Here is a 17,677-nt window from a genome sequence, read left to right on the forward strand (position 1 = left end):
CGGCCCTGCCGCGGTCCCCTCCGCACCGCGTGTCCGGACGAGGAGTGCTGCGATGACCAGGCGCTACCTGATACCGCTCGCCGTCGCCACCGTCCTGACCGCCGGTCTGGCGGCACCCGCCACCGCCGCCGAGGGCGACCGCGAGTGGACGGCCGACCTCTCCACCGTGAACGCCGACGACAACGGCGTCACCTCCCACCGCGGCACGGTGCGCCTCGACCGCGCCGCGCCGACGCCCGCCAGCGCGCGGGCCGCCGTGCGCACCGGGTTCCTGCAACTCGAACCGCACACGGTCGACTCACCCGTCAACGCGGTCGCGGCGACCGTGAAGAGCCACGTCCCCGCCGGCGCCGAACTCGCCGTGGACGTGCGCGGCTCGCTCGGCGACGGCCAGTGGACCGAGTGGGTCGAGGCACGTCCGGAGGCCCCGGCCGTCCTGCCCACCGCGGTCACCACCGTGCAGGTCCGGCTGGCGCTGATGGCCGAGAAGGCCACCCCCGAGGTGAGCCGGGTCGACCTCCGGGCGTTCACCGCGCCGAAGACCGCCGACGTCGAAGCCCAGGCGGCGGGCCGGTCCTACCGGGTCTACGCCACCCGGGAAGGCCTCGTCGGCGGCACCACGGCCAACGGGCACGTGATCGTGAGCCGGGACCACTTCGTCGCCCTGCCGTCCCGTCGCGGCCTGTCCGCCAAGGGCACCGGCACGTACAGCGTGCGGGTGTGCGCGGCGAACGGCCGGTGCGAGTGGGCGCCGGTGTGGGACGTCGGCCCGTGGAACACGAAGGACGACTACTGGAACCCGTCGTCCACCCGTGAGATGTGGCAGGACCTCCCGCAGGGCAAGCCGGAAGCCCAGGCGGCGTACCAGGACGGCTACAACGGCGGGCGGGACCAGTTCGGTCGCGTCGTCGCCAACCCCGCCGGCATCGACCTGGCCGACGGCACGTTCTGGGACGGCCTGAAGCTGACCGACAACGCGTGGGTCACCGTCACCTACTCGTGGACCGGTTCGGGTCCGGCCGGGTTCGTCCGCACCTCGGGCGACCCGCTGAACGTCCGCAGCGGCGCCACGTCGACGGCCGCGCAGGTCGGCCTGGCCGCGAACTACGCCCAGGTGCGGGTCGAGTGCCAGGTCACCGGGCAGACCGTGACGGGCTCGCAGGGCACGTCGAACCTCTGGTTCCGGATCGCGGCGGGCAAGTACGTCGCGAAGGCCTTCGTGTCGGACGTCACGGGCGCCGGCGCCTGCTGATCACCCCGCCGTCCACCGGCAGCACCCGGGAGCGGGTCCCCGATCACCATGTCGGAGGATGTCCGACATGGCCACAGTCGCCCAGTGGATATCGGGGACCCGCCCCCGCACGCTGCCGAACTCGATCGCGCCGGTGCTGGTCGGCGCGGGCGCCGCGGACCACATCGACGGCTTCAACCCGACGTGGTCGCTGCTGGCGCTGGCGGTGGCGGTGGCGCTCCAGGTGGGCGTCAACTACGCCAACGACTACTCCGACGGCATCCGCGGCACCGACGCCGACCGGGTCGGCCCGTTCCGGCTGGTCGGCTCCGGTGCGGCCAACCCCAAGGCGGTGCGCACGGCGGCGTTCGCGGCCCTGGGCGTGGCGTCGCTGACCGGCCTGGTGCTGATCTTCCTGTCCGGCCGGTACTGGATGGTGGCGTTCGGCGCGGTGTGCGTCGCCGCGGCGTGGTTCTACACCGGTGGCCGGAAGCCCTACGGCTACTCGGGTCTCGGCGAACTGGCCGTGTTCCTGTTCTTCGGCCCGGCGGCGGTGCTGGGCACGCTGTACGTGCAGACCGGCGAGATCACCGGGATCGGCATCGGCGGCGCGATCGCGATGGGCGCGTTCTCCACCGGCGTGATGGTCGCGAACAGCCTGCGCGACATCCCGACCGACATCCGGGCGGGCAAGCGAACGCTGTCGACCATCCTGGGGGACAAGGACTCCCGCCGCCTCTACCTCGCGCTGGTCGCGATCCCGTTCGTGATCACGCCGGTGCTCGGGCTGCGCGTCCCGCTGGCCCTGCTCGGTTTCCTGGCCCTGCCGCTGGTGATCCTCGGCGCCCGCCACGTGGTCAAGGGCCGCACGGGCCACGGCCTGATCCCCGTGCTCCGCGACACCGGCCTGGCCATGCTGGTCTGGGGCATCACCGTTCCCGTCGCCCTGTTCCTGGCCTGACGCTCAGCGCTCGTTGCCCGCCCGCAGCCAGGCGGTGTACTCGGCGACGGCGCGCTCGGTGTCGTAGGCGGGCCGGTAGCCGGTGTCCTGGTGGATGCGGGTGATGTCGAGGTAGCTCGCGCGGCCCGTGCCGCCGGTGGGCAGGTCGACCCGCGCGTCCGGGACGACGTCCTTGATGGCGGCGATGATCTCGGCGTTGGACGTCGCACGGCCGGCGGCGACGTTGTAGGTGCGGTGGTTGAGCCGGTCCGCGAGTTGCAGGAGCGCGATCGCACGGCCGCAGTCCTTCACGTAGCAGAGGTCGAGCGCGTCTTCCGCGTACACGGGTGCGGGAAGCAGGGAGAGGTCCGGCTCGGTGCCCCGGGCGGCGGCGTGGACCAGCGCGGGTGCGGCGAAGAACAACGCGCCGTGCGGCTCGCCCGGTCCCCAGATGCCGGAGATGCGGTAGTCGACGACCTCGATGCCGGTGGTGGCGGTCAGGTGTTCGCCGAGGAGTTCACCGATCTTCTTGAACCTCGGGATCAGGTGCGGCGAGGTCGGCGGCAGCGGCATGTCCTCGCGCAGTGCGCCTTCGGCGGCGACGCCCGAGTAGACGCCGATCGTGCTCGCGACGCCGACGCGCGGCACACCCCAGGTCCGGGCGGCCTGGAAGACGTTGAGCAGCCCGCCGATCGCCGTGCGCGTCGCCTCCACCGGGTCGTCGGGGCCGGGCGGCCAGGGCATCGACCCGGCGAGGTGCACGATGCCGGTGATCTCGTGCCGGGCGCCGACGTCGAGCAGCGCCGCCAGGTCCGTGACGTCCGCCCGCTCCACCGCCACCCGTTCGTCGGCGAGGTCGGCCGGCACGTCGGCGGCCCGGCGCTGGACCAGCACGCAGCGCTCGCCCAGGTCGAGCAGCGCCCGCACGGTGTGGGAGCCGATGAAGCCCAGGCCTCCGGTGACCAGGATCATCCCAACACCTTTCTGTCGTCTGACTGATTATCAGTCGTACTGACGATCAGGCTAGCGATAGCATCCGCGGGTGGCAAGGGAGGACGGGCCAGGCCCGGAGTTGCGCATGAACCTCGTCTACCTGCTCAAGCACGCCCACTTCCGGATGGCCGAGCTGACCGGGCGGGCGTTGACGCCGTACGGCATCGAAGGGCGCGAGCTGGGCGTGCTGCTCACCCTCGCCGGCGGCGAGCCGATGTCCCAGCAGCAGGCGGCGCAGCGGCTCGGCATCGACCGCACGACGATGGTCGCGCTGCTGGACGCGCTGGAGGGCAAGGGCCTGGTGTCACGTCATCCGGACGCGGAGGACCGCCGGCGCAACGTGGTCGAGCTGACCGAGAACGGGCAGGACACCCTCCGCCGCGCCACCGAGGCGACCGACGAGGCCGAGCGCGCGTTCCTCGCGTCGCTCAGCCCTCAGGCCGCGCGGCAGCTGCGGGACTCGTTGCGGACGATCGTGACCCAGCCGGACTAGCTGACCGGCTACCAGGCGTCCTCGGTGAAGGACATCGGTTCGTCGTCGTCGCGCGGCTCGGGCTTGGGCGGGTCCACGCGGCGTTCTTCGCCCCGGCACAGGGCGGCGAGGATCTCGCGGTCCGCTTCGAGGGCCACCTTCACGCCGCGGTCGTCGGAGGCTTCCCCCATGAGCACCTGGCGCCAGCTCAGGTAGCCGCCCGCGATCCGCCGTTGCAGCGCCTGGAGCTCCGGCGACGCCTCGTTGGACTTGGCGAACTGCATCACCCGCCGGACGTCCTCGGCCGAGGGCTCGCGCTGGGGGTGCCGGAGCTTCGCCGCCTCGCGCATCGCCTTCTCCGCGTCGGCGACCGACCTCGCCAGCACGTCCTCGGCCGTGAGCACCTCCGCCGTCCGCCACGCGCTCACCGCACACCCCCTCCTGCACACCGATCACGCTGGGACGCACGACACCCGCCGCGCGTTCCCGGCGTGGCGGGAATCAATCGGACCAGTGCCCGGTGGACCGGAACCCGTCCAGCGTGGCCAGGTGCGGCTCCAGGTCCATGCCCTGCGCGGCCACCCACGAGTCGTCGTAGTAAGTGTGCCCGTACCGCTCCCCGCCGTCGCACAGCAAGGTGACCACGCTGCCGTGCAGCCGCGACGCCCGCATCTCCGCGACCAACTGGAACGCGCCCCACAGGTTCGTGCCGGTCGACCCGCCGACCCGCCGCCCCAGCACGTCCTCCACGTGCCGGATCGCCGCCACCGACGCCGCGTCCGGCACCTTGATCATCCGGTCGATGACGTGACCGATGAACGACGGCTCCACCCGCGGCCGGCCGATGCCCTCGATGCGCGAGCCCCGCGTCCCCGTCAACGAGGGGTCGCTGCCGCACCAGGCGTCGAAGAACACCGAGTGCTCCGGGTCGACCACCGCCAACCTGGTCCGCAGCTTCCGGTAGTGGATGTACCGGCCGATGGTGGCGCTCGTGCCGCCGGTGCCCGCCCCGACCACGACCCACTCCGGCTCGGGCGCGGCCTCCAGCGCCATCTGCTGGAATACCGACTCGGCGATGTTGTTGTTGCCACGCCAGTCCGTCGCCCGCTCGGCGTGGGTGAACTGGTCCATGAAGTGCCCGCCCAGCTCCCCCGCGAGCCGACGGGACTCGTCGTAGATCGCGCCCGGCTCGTCCACGAAGTGGCAGCGCCCGCCCTGGCGCTCGATCAGCTCCACCTTCTCCCGGCTGGTGGACCGGGGCATCACCGCGATGAACGGCAACCCGAGCAGCCGCGCGAAGTACGCCTCGGACACCGCCGTCGACCCGGACGACGCCTCGATCACCGGCGTGCCGCCGACGACCCAGCCGTTGCAGATGGCGTACAGGAACAGCGATCGCGCGAGCCGGTGCTTGAGCGAGCCGGTGGGGTGGGTCGACTCGTCCTTCAGGTACAGGTCGATGCCCCACTCCGGCGGGAGGGGGAAGTGCAGCAGGTGCGTGTCCGCGCTGCGGTTGGCGTCCGCTTCGATGATGCGGACGGCCTCGCACACCCACTCCCTGGTCCGGGAACTACATCGATCTACCGAAGTCGTCACGCCGGCACGATAACTTCTGCGTCGTGACCCCACATGCGAGCGGTTCCTTCCGCGGCAGCATCCTGGCCGGCGCCGTCGGCGACGCGCTCGGCGGTTCGATCGAGTTCGACCGCATCGACCGCATCCGGAGCCGCTTCGGCCCGTCTGGTCTCACCGACTACGCCCCCGCCTACGGCCGGCTGGGCGCGATCACCGACGACACCCAGATGACGTTGTTCACGCTGGAAGGCCTGCTGCTGGCGAAGAAGCGCGGCAGCGACCCGGTGCACGAGGTGCGCGCGGCGTACGGGCGGTGGCTGCGCACGCAGGGCGGCCCCGAGATCGGTCCGGACGGCTGGCTGCTGGACGTGCCGGAGTTGCACAACCTGCGCGCGCCCGGCACCACGTGCCTCACCGCGCTCCGCTCGGGCGTGCTGGGCACCGTGGGCGCCCCGATCAACGACTCCAAGGGCTGCGGCGCGGTGATGCGGGCGGCGCCCGTGGCGTTGTGGTCGGACGACGTGCACGAGGTGTTCGACCTGGCCGCCGCCACCGGCGCGCTCACCCACGGCCACCCGAGCGGCTACCTGTCGGCGGGTGTGCTGGCGGTGCTGGTGCAGCAGGTGCTGGCGGGCGCGCCGCTGCTGTCCGCGATCGACGTGGCCCGCGCGGAGCTGATCACGTGGGACGGTCACGAGGAGCAGCTGGGACTGCTGGACCTGGCCGTGGAGCTGGGCGCGGGCGGTGCGCGGCCGACGCCGGAGGTCATCGAGACGGCGCTGGGCGGCGGCTGGGTCGGCGAGGAGGCGCTGGCGATCGCGGTGCTCGCCGCGGTGGCCGCGCGGGACCTGGCGGACGGGCTGCTGCTGGCCGTCAACCACTCCGGGGACAGCGACTCGACCGGCGCGCTGTGCGGGAACCTGCTGGGCGCGCGGGACGGCGTGGAGGCGGTCCCGGAGCACTGGTTGGCCGACCTCGAACTCCGGGACGTGGCGGAGCGCCTGGCCGACGAGGCGGTGGAGGCGTTCACCCGGTGACCTGCCGGACGTGCCGGGTGCGGCATCGTCCGGCAGGGGCCACCGCGGATCAGGACGGGATCAGGACAGGATCAGCGACAAGCCGTAGGTGGACAGGATCGGGTTGACCTCCTGGTAGAAGGTCACGCCGCCGGACGAGCAGTTGCCCGAGCCGCCCGAGGTCACGCCCTGGGCCTGGTTCGAGCTCAGCCACGACCCGCCGGAGTCACCGGGCTCGGCGCACACCGTCGTGCGGGTCAGGTTGTAGACCACGCCCTGCGGGTAGTTGACCGTCTGGCCGCGGGCGACGATCGTGCCGCACCACATGCCGGTGGTCGAGCCCGAGCGGCAGATGCCCGAGTTCACCGGGACCTGCGCCGAGCCGCGGACGTAGTACCAGTAGCCGTTGTAGCCCTCGACGTAACCCCAGAGGTTCACGCCCGCGTTGGTGCGCACCCAGGCCATGTCGTTGCCGGGGAAGGAGGACGCGGCGAACGAGCCGAGCACGGTGCCGTTGCTGTCGCTGACGGTGTTGCCGGGACGGCCGCAGTGGCCCGCCGTGACGAACCCGCCGTAGACCGAGAACCCGACCGAGCAGCGTCCGGCGAAGTTGATGTAGTAGGGCCAGCCGCCGACCACGTCGGCCAACGGCTTCGGCGAGTGGTCCTCCTCCACGACGCGCACGGCGCCGTGGGCGGCCTTCGCCTTGGCGACGAACGCGCGGGCGGCGCCGTCGAGCTTGGTGCGGTTCACCGTGACGACCACGGTGTTGGTGCGGGTGTCGACGTACCAGCCGTTGACCGCGGACGGCGCGGCCTTGCCCGCCAAGCGGTCGATGTCCACCTTCGCGGAGTCGAGCTCGGCCAGCGTGTGCGCGACCGGGACGACCTTCGCGTCCAGGTCCGCGGTCGCGGTGGCGCCGGCGACGGCCACGACCAGCTCGCCCGAGCTGTCGTCGAACCAGCTGCCGGCGTACGCGGAGCCGAGGGTCTTGCGGGCGGTGTCCTCGACGGCGCGGGCCTTCTCCTCCTGGACGAGGCGGGTGCGCACCTGGTCGGGGGTGAGACCGAGGTCGCGGCCCAGGGCCTCGACCATTCCGGTGGAAACGCGCGGCGCGTCGACGGAAGAGGTGGCGGCGACGTCGGACGCCGCGGCAGAGTTGAGGGAGGGGACCAGAAGACCGAACGCGAGCACGAGCGCGCCGGTTAATCGAAGAGCACGAGTCACAGGGATGCCCTTTCACGATTGGGTGCACAGGGATTGCCACCGATTAACTTGGTGGCCAATTAGGACGATACTTTCCCACCGGAACTATCCGCAGCCCCCAAACCGGTGTACATCCTTAATCTACATAGGTAGACTGAGGTCGTGGAGCCACTCGGACGCATCGGAGGGGCCACGGTCGACGTGCTGGGAGTGCTGCTCAAGAGCGACCAGCCGCGCTGGGGCCTGGAGATCATCAAGCTGACCGGGCGCCCGTCCGGCAGCGTCTACCCGCTGCTCGACCGCCTGGAACGGGCCGGGTGGGTCACGTCGTCCTGGGACGACGACAGCGAACGCCGCGGCCCGCGCCGCCGGATGTACGTGCTCACACCCGGAGGAGCCCGCGAGGCGATCAAGGTGTGCGCGAAGAAGGCCAAGCCCGTGCCCGTCACCCGACCGGAGGTCGCCCGATGACCCGACTCGCCCTCGCCGTGGTCAGGGCAGCCGCCCTGAGGCTCCCCCGCGCGCAGAGAGACCGCTACCTGGAGCAGTGGCGGGCCGATGTGGAAGGGGCGGCGGAAGTCGGGCTCAACCCGCTGGGCGTGGCGTTCGGCGCGATCCGCATCGCGAACCGGGAACGGGCGCCGAGGACGCTGCTCCCGATCGGTCCGTTGGCGCTGGTGCTGCACCTGCGCGGGAGCACGCGGTTCGGCGCGGTGCTGACCATGGTGCTGCTGGCCAACCTCGGTGGGGTCATCCTGCTGATGATGTAGTCGCCGGCAGGCGGCAGCGCGGCTAGGCCGGGTTGTCGCCGCGCAGCTGGGCGCGCAGCTTCTCGCGTTCGGCGCGGCGCACGGCCTGCTTCTCCTCCAGGCCCTGCGCAACCCGCGTCCGCAGCCCGCGGAACACGAAGAGCGACAGCGGCAGGGCCACCACCACGCCCACTGCGAGGGCGACCAGCAGCGGCACGTTGACGAGCACGAGCAGCGCGGTGACCGCGGCGACCATGCCCAGGCGCGCGCCGATGTACAGCGTCACATCACGACCCAGGTGCACGGTTGACCAGGTTACGCGTCGCTCGCGGAACCGGCCGCCGCGGTGTTGGGACGGCCCTCGAACCGGGTGGACAGCACGACCGTCGTGCGGGTGCGCGCGACGCCCTGGATGCGCCGCAGCCGACCCAGCGAGCGCTCCAGGTCGTCCACCGTGGCGACCCGCACCTTCACGATGAACGACTCGTCGCCCGCCACCCGGTAGCACGACTCCACCTCGACCAGCTCGGCCAGCGCGAGGGCCAGCTCGTCGTCGTCCGCGGTGTCCGTGGGGTGGATGCTGACCAGCGCCGTCACGCCGAGGCCCACGGCGCTCGGGTCGACCACGGCGTGGTAGCCGACGATCACACCGGTGGATTCCAGCTTGCCGACCCGCTCGTGCACGGCGGAGGCCGAGAGGCCGACCTTGCGACCCAGGTCGGCGTAGGTGGCCCGACCGTTCTCGCGCAGGGCGGCGATGATCTGGCGATCAAGAGCGTCCACCGGTCACAGGGTAGGCCCAGGGGCGTTCGCGCACGCCGCGGGCGGCATGTCCGAACCGCGCGCTTCGTCCCTTACTACCTCTTTACCATCACCCAAGCGTTCGAGTACCCGGCGGGTGGGATGCCACCATGCGTCCGGTACGTCTGTTCGCCACCGGGGAGGATCGACTGTGACCGTCACGCAGGGACACCAAGGGGAACGGCTGCTCACGCCGGGCGAGGTAGCGAGCTTGTTCCGGGTAGACCCGAAGACGGTCACCCGGTGGGCGACCGCGGGCCGCATCGGCTCCATCCGCACGCCGGGCGGCCACCGCCGGTTCCGCGAGTCGGAAGTGCAGCAGCTGTTGTCGCAGCTGACCACGGAGGCGACCGAACCGGTCAGGCGTTGAGGACGTACACCTCCGGGACACGGGTAATCTCGTGGCAAAGGAGGTGGCGACCATGATCTACCTGCTCGCGATGATCGGTGCGCTCACCATCGCCGTGCTGCTGTGGCGTGCGTTCGGACCGGACCGGGTCGAGACCGCCCCCAGTCGTCGTCGCACACTGGCACCGGACGACGACCCCGACTTCCTGCGCAAGCTCGGTGAGCAGCGCAAGAAGAAACCGGACGACGAGGAGTGACCACGGAGGGGCCTCAGCTCGCGAGGCCCCTCGTGGTGACCCTGGTCGGTTAGTTGTTCGGGAAGTCGTCCGCGACCGTGGCGGCGAGTTCCAGCAGCGCCAGACGGGTGTCCGGGCCGAGCTTGTCCAGCTCGATCTCCGCGCCCTCTTCGAGGTGCGAGTCGAACGGGATCCGCACGACGGCGCGGCAGCGCTGCGCGAAGTGCGCGGCCAGCTTGTCCAGGTCGACCTTGCCCGAGCCGGGCCGCACCGAGTTGATCACCGCGACGGACTTCGCGACCAGGTCCCGGTAGCCGTGCGCGTCCAGCCAGTCCAGCGTCGCCGCCGACGTCTGCGCGCCGTCCACCGAGCCGGACGAGACCAGCACCAGCGAGTCCGCCTGGTCCAGCACGCCCTTCATCGCCGAGTGCATCAGACCGGTGCCGCAGTCGGTGAGGACGATGTTGTAGAACAGCTCCAGCAGCGCGACCGTGCGCAGATAGTCCTGGTCGCTGAACGCCTCCGACACGGCCGGGTCCTGCTCGGACGCCAGCACCTCCAGACGACTGGGCGACTGCGAGGTGTACGCGCGGACGTCGCTGTACCGGGTGATCTTGGAGGCGTCGCGCAGGAGGTGCCGCACGGTGGCCGTGGTCTCCCGCGGGACCTTCAGCGCCAACGTGCCGCGGTCGGGGTTGGCGTCCACCGCGATGACGCGGTCCCCGCGCAGCGACGAGAACGTCGAGCCGAGCGTGGTCGTCGTGGTGGTCTTGCCGACGCCGCCCTTCAGGCTCAGCATCGCGATCTTGTAGCAGCCGCGCAGGGGCTGGTTGATCCGCGCGATCAGCTCGCGTCGGCGCAGGTCCGCCGGGCTCTCGCCCAGGTTGACCAGGCCACCGGTGACCGAGTGCACGGTCTTGCGCCAGCCGGACTGCGGTGGGCGCTTCGCGCGCTTGATCAGCTGCTGCGAGGACATGTCGTTGGCGTTCGCCCGCAGCGGCTGCGGCTGGTGCGGCTGGACGCTCTGCGGGAAGTTGTTGGGGAACCCGCCCGGGTACTGGTGCGGCCCCGACTGGCCCGGCGCGGCGTACGGGCCCGACTGGCCGCCCGACACCTGGTACGCCCCCGACTGACCGGGGACCTGGTACGCCCCCGACTGCTGGCCCGGCACCTGGTACGGACCCGACTGCTGGCCGGAGACCTGGTACGGGCCGGACTGCGCCGGGAACCCGCCGGACGGCGGACCGGTCACCGGGCCGGACGACGACGGGTCGACGTACGGGTTGGCGTGCTGGGGGTTGGCGTGCTGGGGGTCGACGTAGTGGGCACCCGATCCCGGCTCGACCTGGTAGCCGCCCGACTGGTTCGGGTTGGGCTGCTGCCCCTCCGCTCCGGCCGGCTGCTGCCACGACGGCTCAGGATTCTCGTAGCGACCGGTCACCGCTGGGGTCCTCCCTGAGCAAAGCGGATCGAGACCTCCCCGACCCCACGCGTTCGACGGTAGTCGGCGACCAGTGGTTCCATCACACTGGGTGTGTGCGCTCACCCGGCCATCCGGCGAGGGCGCACGCGCAAGTGGTGGTCTACGGCGAGCCGACGTTCGCGTACGAGTGCAGCCCAGTCGTTACGAGGTTGATGAAGAACAGGTTGAACACGGTCAGCGCGAAGCCGAGCGAGTTGATCCAGGCGGCGGGCCGGCCGCGCCAGCCGGCGGTGGCCCGCGCGTGCAGGTACGCCGCGTAGACGACCCACGACACGAACGCCACCGTCTCCTTCGGGTCCCAGCCCCAGAACCGGCCCCAGGCCGCCTCGGCCCAGATCGCGCCGCAGATGATGCCGATGGTGAACAGCGGGAACGCGAACACCGTGCTGCGGTAGGCGAGCCGGTCGAGCACGTCGGCGTCGGGCAGCTTGCGGAACCGCGCGCGGCCCGAGGACCTCAGCAGGTAGAGCAGGCTGGCCACGCCGGGCACCAGCAGCACGCCGCTGGACACCGAGATCACCGAGACGTGCACCACGAGCCAGTACGACTGGAGCGCGGGCTGCACGGGAGCGGCGTCGGCGTACAGGACGGTGCCGCCCAGGAACATCAGGACCACGATCGGCACCAGCACGAAGCCGCCGAGCCTGCGCACCGGGAACGTGCGGGACAGCACCAGCCACGTCACCACGGCCGCGAGCGTCAACAGCGAGCCGTACTCGTACATGTTGCCCCACGGCGCGCGCTCGGTCGCCAACCCGCGCAGCACCAGGGAAACGAGTTGCAGGCCGGCGCCGAGGACCGTCAGCGCGGTGCCCATGCCGCCGAGGCGCTCGGCGCGGGACACCTCCGCCTTGGCCACCAGGCCGGGCACCCACGTGCCGTCGGCCTGGGTGCCGCCCGTCGGGGTCCCGCCCGCCGCGACGAGTACGCGGTCCCGGACCTTCTCGGGCCGGGCGAACGCCGCCTCGCACAGGTACAGCACGGCGGCGAAGAAGTAGATCGCCACGGCGGCGCCGTACGTCCAGTCGCTGTACGTCGCCAGGGTCGCGGTCGGCATCAGCTCTCCTCCTTGTGGGCGAGCAGGTCCCGGGACACCGAGGTGAACTCCTCGCCGTACCCGGCCTGGTCAGTGCGGGCGAGGCCGCCGACCTCGACAACGGTACGCCCGTCCGCCTGCGGGGTCGCCCGCACCCAGACGCGGCGGCGCTTGATGCTCAACGACACACCCAGACCCAGGATGACCAGCACCGAGGACAACAACACCCACACCTGGGTGGGGTCGTGCGACACCTGCAACGACACCCAGTCGCGGACGCCGTCGAAGCGGATCACGGTGCCGTCGTCGAGCGTGAGCTCCTCGCCCTGCCTGAGGTTCTTCCGGGCGACCTTGTTCAGCTTGCCGTCCTCCACCATCTTCCGGTCGATGGAGAAGATCGACTGGCCGCGCCCGGAGTCGGTGCCGAGGTCGCCGCGGTAGACGTCGATCGCCACCGCCGGGTCGTTCGCGGCGGGGAACGCCGAGTTCAGCAGTTCGCCGCGGAAGACGGCGGTCGGCGCGAGGAGCCCGGTGATCGCGAGCTGGCTCCTGCGGCGCTGCTCGGCGTCGGGCACGTCCGGCGGGTCGAACTTCGTCGCCCCCTCGGACGCCAGCGTGACCTGGTCGACGGGCCGCCACTGGGTGGTGCCGGCGCGGGTCTGGCCGTTCGGGAAGGTGACGGTGAACAGCGGCGTGTAGCCGTGGCCGAGGAGGTAGACCCGATCGCCCGCCGTGCGCAGGGGGCTGTTGACCTCCAGCGGGTACGGCCGCCAGGTGCCGGTCTCCAGGTCAGCGCCGGACTGGTACTGGATGTCGGCGCGGAAGCTCTCCGCCTGGCCGTTGTGCAGGAAGGTGGCCTCGAAGTCGTCGACCCGCACGCAGAACTGGTTCAGCTGCGTGCCGTCCACGCGCAGGCCGGGTCGGAACGTGTCGTAGTTGTAGACGCCCGAGTTGCAGAACTGGCCGCCGTTCGCCTGCACGATGACCTGGCCCTCGTAGCCGAGCATCTTGCCCAGCGCGAACGCGATCAGCAGACCCAGCAGGGAGAAGTGGAAGACCAGGTTGCCGGTCTCGCGCAGGTAGCCGCGTTCGGCGCTGATCGTGCGGACGCCGCCCTCTTCCTCGCCGGTGACCTTGCGCCAGCCCTTGAGCCGCCGTTCGGCGTGCTCGATCACGGCCTGCGCGCTCGCCGTCGTGTCCGCCTTGGCGTGGTGCGGCATCCGGGCCAGGTTGCGCGGCGTGAGCACGGGCCTGGCCCGCATCTGCTTGAAGTACTCCCAGGTGCGCGGCAGGAGGCAGCCGACCAGGGACACGAACAGCAGCACGTAGATCGAGGAGAACCAGATGCTGGCGTAGACGTCGTAGAACTGGAGGTCGTCGAGGAACCGGCCCCACCAGCCGTTGTCCGCGATGTACTCGTCGACGCTGCGCGGGTTCAGCGACCGCTGCGGCAGCAGCGCGCCCGGCATCGCGCCCAGGGCGAGCAGGAACAGCAGGGTCAACGCCGTGCGCATGGCCGTGAGGCCGCGCCACGTGTTGCGCAGGAGGGCGAGGAGGGCTCTCACTACAACGGCAGTTTCAGGTCGTTGACGACGGAGTCGCGCAGCCAGCCGACGAAATCGCCCCACAGGCCGGTGACCAGGGCGACACCGACCGCGATCAGCAGCACGCCGCCGAACACCTGCACCTGGCGGACGTGGGTGCGCAGCCAGCCCGTCATCCGGACCGCCCAGCGCGCGCCCAGCGCGATGAGGATGAACGGCACGCCGAGGCCGAGGCAGTAGGCGAGCACCAGCACCGCGCCGCGGGCGGTGGCCGGGCCGACCTCGCTGCTGCGGGCCAGGGCCATCACGCCCACCAGCGTCGGGCCGAGGCACGGGGTCCAGCCGAGCGCGAAGACCCCGCCCAGCAGCGGTGCGCCGATCAGGCCCGCGTTGGGGGTGCGGTGCACGCGGACGTCCCGCTGGAGGGCGGGGACGAGGCCGATGAACACCAGGCCCATGGCGATCGTGATGACGCCGCCGATGCGCTGGAGCAGGTCCTCCTGGAACCAGAAGAGGTCGGTGAGACCGAGCACCACGAACGAGGTCAGGGAGAACACGACCGTGAAGCCGAGCACGAACAGCAGCGCCGCGCCCGCGACCCGCCGGCGGCCGGTCTTCCTGCCCTCGTCACCGGCGACCGCGGGGGCTTCCGCGCCGACCAGGCCGGCGAGGTACGCGAGGTAGCCCGGGACCAGGGGCACGACGCACGGCGAGGCGAACGAGATCACCCCGGCCAGCATCGCGACCGCGGTCGCGAGCAGGATCGGGCCCGAGGTGGCCAGAACGGTCGCGTTCACGTCGTTCAGGGTAGGTAAACGCGACTTGACGCCGTCCACCGGCATCCCTTATGGGCGACCCACGTCACAGCGACCGACCGGTGCTCCGACCCCTGCTCCCCGCCGGCGCGTTACCCGATCGAGCGAAGCCCTAAACCCGACCATCCACCCTTGTGGGTGATCAAGCCACTTCATAGCGTGACGCCATGCGTGCACACCGGCTCACCTTGCCGGTGCCGGCGGTCGCCTTCGCCGTCGTCGCCGTCCCCCTGCCCGGCGACGCGGCGGAGCCGACGCCCACCACGGCGACCGAGGTCGAGTGGGTGGAGGTCTTCCGGCCCGACGACGCGATCACCCGGACCCCGGTCCCGCGCACCGTCGAAGCCGCCGCCGACCCGGCCGAACGCCGCTACGCCTCCGCGGCCAGCTCCTTGACCAGCGGCACCAGGTCGGACGCGATCACGGGGCCGAGGAACGCCGCCGCCACCCGGTGCTGCTTGTCCAGCACGAACGTGGACGGCACGGTGTTCGGCGGCAGCCCGCGGAACGCGAGCATCGCCCGACCGGACTCGTCGTAGATCGACGGGTACGTCAGGCCGCGGTTGGTCATGAAGTCGCGCGGCGACTCGGTCGAGGTCTCCTTGACGTCGACGCCCAGCACCTGCACGCCCAGCGGCCCGGTCTCGTCCTGCACCTTCTGCAGCTCCGGCGCCTCCGTGCGGCACGGCGGGCACCACGCGCCCCAGAGGTTCACGACCACGACCTTGCCCTCGTAGTCGTCCAGGGAGATCGTCTTGTCGTCCTCCATCAGGCTCGGGCCGGTCAGCCCCCTGATGCCCTTGCGCTCGTCGCCGTCGTAGCGGAGCCGGGTCTCGCCGTTGGGCGCGACGAGCTGGAACTCCGAGCCGACCACCGGCTCGTCCGTGCCCGCAGTGCAGGAGGTGACCAGCAACAACGCCGCCACCAACGCCGCCTTGACCGCTCTCATGCCCCCGTCACCCTCGGGTTCGTCGCGCCGACCGGTTCGGTGTAGACCACCCGCACCAGCTGCTCGCCCTCGAAGACCAGGCTGGTCAACGACGCCAGCGAGCACTCGCGCCGACGCGGGTCGTGCCACATCCGCTTGCCCTCCAGGAACCGCCGCAACGTCCAGATCGGCAGCTGGTGCGACACGCACACCGCCTCGTGGCCCTCGGCCTCCGACCGGGCCCGCTGCACCGCGCCGAGCATCCGGTGCGCGATCTCCAGGTACGGCTCGCCCCACGACGGCAGGAACGGGTTCACCAGCTTCGGCCAGTGCTTCGGCGAGCGCAGCGCGCCGTCGCCCACCGCCACCCGCAGGCCCTCGAACTGGTTGTCCGCCTCGATCAGCCGGTCGTCGGTGGCCAGCTCCAGCCGGTGCGAGTCGGCGATCGGCGACGCGGTCTGCTGCGCGCGGTCGAGCGGTGACGCCACCACGTGCGCGATGTCGTGGTCGGCCAGGTGCTCGGCCACCGTCAGCGCCTGCTTCTGGCCGCGCTCGGACAGCTTGAAGCCCGGCAGGCGGCCGTACAGGATGCCCGTCGGGTTGTGCACCTCGCCGTGCCTGAGCATGTGGATGACGGTCCGCGTCACTTCGTCGCCTCCGCGGCGGCACGGGCGGCGTGCGGCAGCGCGTCCGCGATCACCTGGAAGTCGTCGTCGGTCATGGCCGCGTTGACGAACCACGCCTCGTAGGCGCTCGGCGGCGGGTACACGCCGCGGTCCAGCAGGGCGTGGAAGAACGGCGGGAAGCGCCACGTCTCGGCGGCCTGCGCGCCCGCGTAGTCGACGACCTCGTCGTCGGTGAAGAACACGCTGACCAGGTTGCCCGCGAACTGCACGCGGTGCCGCACGCCCGCGTCGGTGAGCGCGGCGGTGAACAGCGCGCCCAGGCGGGTGGCATTGGCGTCGAGGACGCGGTAGACGTCGTGGGTCGCGGCGCGCAGCGTGGCCAGGCCCGCCGCCACCGCGACCGGGTTACCGGACAGCGTGCCCGCCTGGTAGACCGGACCGGCCGGCGCGAGCTTCGCCATCACGTCGGACCGGCCGCCGAACGCCGCCGCGGGCAGGCCGCCGGACATCACCTTGCCGAACGTGTAGAGGTCGCCCTGGACGTTCTCCAGGCCGTACCAGCCGGAGTACGACACGCGGAAGCCGGTCATGACCTCGTCCATGATCAGCAGCGCGCCGTTGGCCCGGCACAGCTCCTTGAGCTCGGCGTTGTGCTTGGGCGCGATCGCGCCCATGTTGCCCGCCGCGGCCTCGGTGATCACGCACGCGATCTCGCCGTCGTTCTCGGCGAACGCCCGCCGGACCGCCTCGATGTCGTTGTACGGCAGCACCAGCGTGTCCGCGGCCTGCGCGCCGGTGACACCCGGCGACGTCGGCAGGCCCAGCGTGGCCACGCCGGAGCCCGCCTGGGCGAGCAGCGCGTCCACGTGGCCGTGGTAGCAGCCGGCGAACTTGACGATCTTGCGGCGCCCGGTGAACCCGCGGGCCAGCCGGATCGCGCTCATCGTGGCCTCGGTGCCGGAGTTGACCAGCCGGACCTGGTGCACGGGGTCGACCCGGTCGATGATCTCCTCGGCCAGTTCGACCTCGCCCTCGGTGGGCGTGCCGAACGACAGGCCGTGCACCGCCGCGTCCCGGACCGCCCGGACCACGTCGGGGTGGGCGTGCCCGAGGATCATCGGACCCCACGACGACACCAGGTCGACGTACCGGTTGCCGTCGGCGTCCCACAGGTGCGGACCTGCGCCGCGGACCATGAACCTCGGCGTGCCGCCGACCGAGTGGAAGGCCCGGACCGGGGAGTTCACGCCACCCGGGATCACCGCCGCCGCGCGCTCGAACAGTTGCTGGGATCGCGTCACCGTCACGGGGTCCAGTCTCACACGTCGGGTTCTTCGACCTGCTTCCGACCACGGGTGCGCACCGCGAGCACGGTCTGGCGCACCGCGTCGAGCAGCAGCACCCCGGCCACGGTGACCAGGCCGACGGACGCGCCGATCCAGTTGCCCCGGAACCTGGTCGACTCCAGCGGCGGCTGGTCGGGGACCGGGAAGCTGTAGTGGACGACACCCCGGTTCCAGCACCACACGGCGGCCGGCACGAGCAGCGCCACGAGCACCACCTCGCCCACCGCGATGAGCGCGCGCTTCGGCTGGTGCAGCGTGTGCTCGCCGGGTTCCGGCTCGGTGTCGGTGTCGGGGTCGGTGCCGACGGTGGCCGCAGTCACGTCGGTCAGCTT

22 protein-coding genes are annotated in these 17,677 nt (G+C 71.6%); 8 read left to right on the top strand and 14 right to left on the bottom strand.

Features of this window, described 5'->3' with window-relative positions; genetic code table 11:
• Positions 1-52 precede the first annotated feature (52 nt).
• Both ACRAKI_RS34240 and ACRAKI_RS34245 read left to right on the top strand, forming a co-directional pair.
• The gene (locus ACRAKI_RS34240) at positions 53-1,252 is read left to right on the top strand and encodes a hypothetical protein (protein WP_447004599.1); all 1,200 of its coding nucleotides are present in this window, start codon (positions 53-55) and stop codon (positions 1,250-1,252) included.
• Positions 1,253-1,319: 67 nt separating this feature from the next.
• Complete coding sequence (locus tag ACRAKI_RS34245) at positions 1,320-2,192, top strand: 1,4-dihydroxy-2-naphthoate polyprenyltransferase (protein WP_447004600.1); 873 nt, start codon at positions 1,320-1,322, stop codon at positions 2,190-2,192.
• 3 nt (positions 2,193-2,195) lie between these two features.
• Here ACRAKI_RS34245 and ACRAKI_RS34250 read toward each other — a convergent pair whose 3' ends face one another.
• Positions 2,196-3,143, bottom strand: coding sequence for an NAD-dependent epimerase/dehydratase family protein (locus tag ACRAKI_RS34250; protein WP_447004601.1), 948 nt, complete (start codon positions 3,141-3,143; stop codon positions 2,196-2,198).
• Positions 3,144-3,213: 70 nt separating this feature from the next.
• Between ACRAKI_RS34250 and ACRAKI_RS34255 the strand changes: the two genes are divergently transcribed.
• A complete protein-coding gene (locus ACRAKI_RS34255; RefSeq protein WP_447004602.1) occupies positions 3,214-3,657 on the top strand; it encodes a MarR family winged helix-turn-helix transcriptional regulator in 444 nt (147 codons plus the stop codon).
• An 8-nt stretch (positions 3,658-3,665) separates the two neighbouring features.
• Here the strand turns inward: ACRAKI_RS34255 and ACRAKI_RS34260 are convergent, their stop codons facing one another.
• Positions 3,666-4,064 (bottom strand): hypothetical protein, encoded by a 399-nt coding sequence (locus ACRAKI_RS34260; RefSeq protein ID WP_447004603.1) that lies wholly within the window; start codon positions 4,062-4,064, stop codon positions 3,666-3,668.
• 73 nt (positions 4,065-4,137) lie between these two features.
• Positions 4,138-5,187, bottom strand: coding sequence for a PLP-dependent cysteine synthase family protein (locus ACRAKI_RS34265; RefSeq protein ID WP_447004604.1), 1,050 nt, complete (start codon positions 5,185-5,187; stop codon positions 4,138-4,140).
• Positions 5,188-5,255: 68 nt separating this feature from the next.
• Between ACRAKI_RS34265 and ACRAKI_RS34270 the strand changes: the two genes are divergently transcribed.
• Positions 5,256-6,248 carry an ADP-ribosylglycohydrolase family protein gene (locus ACRAKI_RS34270; RefSeq protein ID WP_447004605.1) on the top strand — a complete coding sequence of 331 codons (993 nt, stop codon included), beginning with the start codon at positions 5,256-5,258 and terminating at the stop codon, positions 6,246-6,248.
• Positions 6,249-6,308: 60 nt separating this feature from the next.
• On the opposite strand, the gene ACRAKI_RS34275 is transcribed toward ACRAKI_RS34270, so the two are convergent.
• Positions 6,309-7,454: a S1 family peptidase gene (locus ACRAKI_RS34275; protein ID WP_447004606.1), complete on the bottom strand. Its 1,146-nt coding sequence runs from the start codon at positions 7,452-7,454 to the stop codon at positions 6,309-6,311.
• A 141-nt stretch (positions 7,455-7,595) separates the two neighbouring features.
• Here ACRAKI_RS34275 and ACRAKI_RS34280 point away from each other — a divergent pair, with 141 nt between their 5' ends.
• Entirely contained in the window at positions 7,596-7,904 is a 309-nt protein-coding gene (locus tag ACRAKI_RS34280; protein ID WP_447004607.1) for a PadR family transcriptional regulator, read from the top strand.
• A complete protein-coding gene (locus ACRAKI_RS34285; RefSeq protein WP_447004608.1) occupies positions 7,901-8,203 on the top strand; it encodes a hypothetical protein in 303 nt (100 codons plus the stop codon). Before ACRAKI_RS34280 ends, ACRAKI_RS34285 begins: the two co-directional genes overlap by 4 nt.
• A 22-nt stretch (positions 8,204-8,225) precedes the next feature.
• Here the strand turns inward: ACRAKI_RS34285 and ACRAKI_RS34290 are convergent, their stop codons facing one another.
• Both ACRAKI_RS34290 and ACRAKI_RS34295 read right to left on the bottom strand, forming a co-directional pair.
• Positions 8,226-8,486 (bottom strand): DUF4229 domain-containing protein, encoded by a 261-nt coding sequence (locus ACRAKI_RS34290; RefSeq protein WP_447004609.1) that lies wholly within the window; start codon positions 8,484-8,486, stop codon positions 8,226-8,228.
• Positions 8,487-8,497: 11 nt separating this feature from the next.
• Complete coding sequence (locus ACRAKI_RS34295) at positions 8,498-8,965, bottom strand: Lrp/AsnC family transcriptional regulator (protein WP_447004610.1); 468 nt, start codon at positions 8,963-8,965, stop codon at positions 8,498-8,500.
• A gap of 169 nt (positions 8,966-9,134) precedes the next feature.
• Here ACRAKI_RS34295 and ACRAKI_RS34300 point away from each other — a divergent pair, with 169 nt between their 5' ends.
• Both ACRAKI_RS34300 and ACRAKI_RS34305 read left to right on the top strand, forming a co-directional pair.
• On the top strand, positions 9,135-9,353 hold the full coding sequence (locus ACRAKI_RS34300) for a BldC family transcriptional regulator (RefSeq protein WP_447004611.1): 219 nt from the start codon (positions 9,135-9,137) through the stop codon (positions 9,351-9,353).
• 52 nt (positions 9,354-9,405) lie between these two features.
• The gene (locus ACRAKI_RS34305; protein ID WP_447004612.1) at positions 9,406-9,588 is read left to right on the top strand and encodes a hypothetical protein; all 183 of its coding nucleotides are present in this window, start codon (positions 9,406-9,408) and stop codon (positions 9,586-9,588) included.
• A gap of 49 nt (positions 9,589-9,637) precedes the next feature.
• On the opposite strand, the gene ACRAKI_RS34310 is transcribed toward ACRAKI_RS34305, so the two are convergent.
• From ACRAKI_RS34310 to ACRAKI_RS34345, 8 genes are all read right to left on the bottom strand, one after another.
• Positions 9,638-11,008, bottom strand: a complete 1,371-nt coding sequence (locus ACRAKI_RS34310) for a nucleotide-binding protein (protein ID WP_447004613.1) — start codon at positions 11,006-11,008, stop codon at positions 9,638-9,640.
• 142 nt (positions 11,009-11,150) lie between these two features.
• A complete protein-coding gene (ccsB, locus tag ACRAKI_RS34315) occupies positions 11,151-12,107 on the bottom strand; it encodes a c-type cytochrome biogenesis protein CcsB (RefSeq protein ID WP_447004614.1) in 957 nt (318 codons plus the stop codon).
• Positions 12,107-13,600, bottom strand: coding sequence for a cytochrome c biogenesis protein ResB (resB, locus tag ACRAKI_RS34320; protein ID WP_447008593.1), 1,494 nt, complete (start codon positions 13,598-13,600; stop codon positions 12,107-12,109). Before resB ends, ccsB begins: the two co-directional genes overlap by 1 nt.
• Before the next feature lie 50 nt (positions 13,601-13,650).
• Positions 13,651-14,436 (bottom strand): cytochrome c biogenesis CcdA family protein, encoded by a 786-nt coding sequence (locus ACRAKI_RS34325; protein ID WP_447008594.1) that lies wholly within the window; start codon positions 14,434-14,436, stop codon positions 13,651-13,653.
• Between the two features lie 379 nt (positions 14,437-14,815).
• Entirely contained in the window at positions 14,816-15,394 is a 579-nt protein-coding gene (locus tag ACRAKI_RS34330; protein WP_447004615.1) for a TlpA disulfide reductase family protein, read from the bottom strand.
• Complete coding sequence (locus ACRAKI_RS34335; protein ID WP_447008595.1) at positions 15,391-15,999, bottom strand: histidine phosphatase family protein; 609 nt, start codon at positions 15,997-15,999, stop codon at positions 15,391-15,393. The genes ACRAKI_RS34330 and ACRAKI_RS34335 overlap by 4 nt, the downstream gene beginning before the upstream one ends.
• A 17-nt stretch (positions 16,000-16,016) precedes the next feature.
• Positions 16,017-17,306 carry a glutamate-1-semialdehyde 2,1-aminomutase gene (hemL, locus tag ACRAKI_RS34340; protein WP_447004616.1) on the bottom strand — a complete coding sequence of 430 codons (1,290 nt, stop codon included), beginning with the start codon at positions 17,304-17,306 and terminating at the stop codon, positions 16,017-16,019.
• Between the two features lie 11 nt (positions 17,307-17,317).
• Positions 17,318-17,665 (bottom strand): hypothetical protein, encoded by a 348-nt coding sequence (locus ACRAKI_RS34345; protein WP_447004617.1) that lies wholly within the window; start codon positions 17,663-17,665, stop codon positions 17,318-17,320.
• Positions 17,666-17,677: the final 12 nt, after the last annotated feature.

It is taken from the genome of Saccharothrix isguenensis, from assembly GCF_052936305.1.